This window comes from Bradyrhizobium sp. P5_C11_2 (assembly GCF_054049755.1).
The window spans coordinates 1-2,883 of record NZ_JBFULT010000760.1; the positions used below are offsets into that span (position 1 = coordinate 1).

Genomic DNA, 2,883 nt, shown 5'->3' on the forward strand with positions numbered 1-2,883 from the left:
GCCGGCGTCTATTCGAGCGTGATGCACTATCTCAACGCCATCAAGGAAACCGGCACCGACGATCCGCTCAAGGTCGCCGCGAAGATGCGCGAGAAGCCGATCGAGGATTTTTTTGCCCGCAACGGCAAACTGCGCGAGGACAATCTGATGGTGCACGATCTCTGGCTGGTGCAGGTGAAGACACCGGAGGAGAGCAAATATCCGTGGGACTATTACAAGATCCTCACGACCATCTCGGGCGACAAGGCGTTCGGGCCGCCGGACCCGGCCTGTGCGATGGTGAAGAAGTGACGATCGCTTAAAGCGATCGTCATTCCGGGGCGGTGCAAAGCACCGAACCCGGAATCTCGAGATTCCGGGTTCGCGCTTTGCGCGCCCCGGAATGACGGCCGCTTAGGGAGCGACCGTCACTTCATCACCCCGATCTCGCGAAAGTACTTCACCACGCCCGGATGAATCAGCTCCGGCCTCGGCGCGGCGGCGACCGTGTTCGCCGCGGTCGTCTCGCAGGCCTGCGCGAGCTGCTTGCAGAACGTCGCCTCGACGCCGTGCAGCGTCTTGGCGAGGCGATAGGCGACATCGTCGGGCAAATCCTCGCGCGTGAGGACAAAGCTCCAGGAGCCGAGCGAGGCGATCGGCTCGGACTGTTTTGGATAGCTGCCGGCCGGCACGGTCAGCGGCTTCAGGAACGCATGCTTTGCGCGGATGCGCGCGATCTCTTCAGTGCTCGGGGCGATGAAGCGTGCGCCGGAGGCGCTCGACGCCACCGCAGCAAAACCGGGCCAACCGATGCCGGCGCCCCAAAGTGCTGCGACACGTCCGTCCTCGACCATCGCAGGGCCATCGCCGGCGCGGTCGAGATAGACAGCCTTGAAGTCCTCGTCCTGCTTCAGGCCGAGGCCATCCAGCACATAGCGCGCCAGGATCGGCAGGCCGGAGCCCTTGGCGCCGAACGCGACGGGCTGGCCGACGAGATCGCGAATGGTCCTGTAGGGACTGTCCGCCCGCACCACGAACATGCCGGGATTGGAATAGATCGCGGTGAGAATCTTCAGCGCCACCTTCGCGCGGCCGATGCCTGCAAAAGCCTCGTAGGCCGGTTCGCCCGCGACCAAAGCGAGATCGAGCTCGCCTTTCTCCAGCAGCGGAATGTTCTCGTTGCTGCCCTTGGTGTTGCGCGGGGCGATGGCGAGCGACGGGTCCGCCGCGTTCATCGCTTGCGCAAAGGCATTGCCATAGAGCGGAAAGCCGCCGCCGGGCGTCGCGGTGCCCAAGCTGAGTGTCGTGGTCGGAATGGCATTGCCTCCGGTTTGAGCGGCGGCGGGGCTTGCGAGCAGCGCCGCGCCGAGAAGGATGGTGATTGCGAATTTCATGGTCGTTCCCGGCCGCCCCGCGTCAACATCGACTTCAGGCGATGTAGGCAGCGGGCGGTTTTTGTGAAAGCATGCAGTCCAACGACAATAATGCAATGGGAGACGTCATGTTGCGAATTTTGCGGTGCGCTGTTTTCGGGCTCACGTTGATATCAGGCCTGTTCAGCGCCGCACCTCCCGCCTCCGCCGCCGACTATCCCAACCGCCCCGTGCACTGGATCATCGGCTTCTCCGCCGGTGGTCCGGTCGACATCGTGGCGCGGATCATGGCGCAGTGGCTGTCGGAGCGTCTCGGCCAGCAATTCATCGTCGAGAACCGTGCCGGCTCCGGCGGCAACATCGCGGCCGGCGCCGCGATCAACGCGCCGGCGGACGGCTACACCCTGCTGTTCGTCGCGCCCAACAATGCGATCTCGACCTCGCTCTACAAGAAGCTGCCGTTCGACTTCCTGCGCGACACCGTGCCGGTCGCGAGCATCATGCAGCTCACCAACATGCTGGTGGTCTCCAACGCGATGCCGGTGAAGACGGTTCAGGAGTTCATCGACTATTGCAAGGCCAACCCCGGCAAGATCTCCTTTGCCTCCTCCGGTAACGGCACCTCGGTGCACATGTCGGCGGAGCTGTTCAAGGTGATGACCAAGTGCGACATGGTGCACGTGCCCTATCGCGGCTCTGCGATCGCCTTCCCCGACATCATCTCCAACAAGGTGCAGCTGATCTTCGACAACCTTCCCTCCGCACTCGAGCAGGCCAAGGGCGGCAATGTCCGTGCGCTCGGCGTCACCTCGCCGCAGCGCTGGCCGATCGTGCCCGACGTGCCCACGATCGCGGAGACCGTGCCGGGATTCGAATCGGTCGGCTTCTACGGTATCTCCGCGCCGAAGGGCACGCCGCCCGAGATCGTCGAGATCCTCAACAAGGCGGTCGGCGAGGCGCTGAAGGACCCCAAGCTGGTGGCACGTCTCGCCGAGACCGGCGGCATCCCCAAGCCGATGACGCCGGCGGAGTTCGGCAAGCTGGTCACCGACGAGACCGAGAAGTGGCGCAAGGTGGTGGAGTTCGCCGGGGTGTCGGTCGACTAGGGCCGGCCCGCCGCGGGGTCTGTCGCTCGCCGGCAAGGGATTTGGGGGGACCGGCAGGTCCCCTCCAATCAAAAATGGCGAAAACAACCCCATGCACAGTAGAAAAGTCTTGCAGTTACAGGGGGTTACGGAAGTGAAAAAACGAGCCCTCGCGCGGCGATTTGACTTGTCGGGCAAAACAGGAGCATAAGTGCATCATCCGCCAATTTCGGTAATTCGAAAATTACCGGCGTGCTGCGCTAGGGGTTTCCATTCGCCAGAGCCAGCATTGCACCCCCGCCTCCGTCCCTGTAAACGAACCGCGCACCGTTGCCGGCCGCGCCTCCCGCGGACCGTCTCGCGGCGGGGCCTGTAGCTCAATGGTTAGAGCCGGCCGCTCATAACGGTCTGGTTGCAGGTTCGAGTCCTGCCGGGCCCACCAAGGA

At 63.8% G+C, this 2,883-nt stretch carries 3 protein-coding genes and 1 tRNA gene; 3 read left to right on the top strand and 1 reads right to left on the bottom strand.

The annotated features are described in order from the left end of the window. Positions 1 to 291: ABC transporter substrate-binding protein (locus ACXJL8_RS38120; protein WP_456686714.1), on the top strand; the 291-nt coding region annotated here is incomplete at its 5' end. A gap of 116 nt (positions 292 to 407) precedes the next feature. On the opposite strand, the gene ACXJL8_RS38125 is transcribed toward ACXJL8_RS38120, so the two are convergent. Continuing rightward, positions 408 to 1,373 (bottom strand): TAXI family TRAP transporter solute-binding subunit, encoded by a 966-nt coding sequence (locus tag ACXJL8_RS38125; protein WP_456621551.1) that lies wholly within the window; start codon positions 1,371 to 1,373, stop codon positions 408 to 410. 107 nt (positions 1,374 to 1,480) lie between these two features. Here ACXJL8_RS38125 and ACXJL8_RS38130 point away from each other — a divergent pair, with 107 nt between their 5' ends. Both ACXJL8_RS38130 and ACXJL8_RS38135 read left to right on the top strand, forming a co-directional pair. Next, a complete protein-coding gene (locus tag ACXJL8_RS38130; RefSeq protein ID WP_456621550.1) occupies positions 1,481 to 2,458 on the top strand; it encodes a Bug family tripartite tricarboxylate transporter substrate binding protein in 978 nt (325 codons plus the stop codon). Between the two features lie 345 nt (positions 2,459 to 2,803). Continuing rightward, positions 2,804 to 2,879 (top strand) — tRNA-Ile (locus tag ACXJL8_RS38135). The last annotated feature ends 4 nt before the right edge of the window (positions 2,880 to 2,883 follow it).

Bases quoted from the DNA above. Each gene is read 5' to 3' on its own strand.
- ACXJL8_RS38130 (WP_456621550.1), top strand. From the start codon at position 1,481: ATGTTGCGAATTTTGCGGTGCGCTGTTTTCGGGCTCACGTTGATATCA.
- ACXJL8_RS38125 (WP_456621551.1), bottom strand. From the start codon at position 1,373: ATGAAATTCGCAATCACCATCCTTCTCGGCGCGGCGCTGCTCGCAAGC.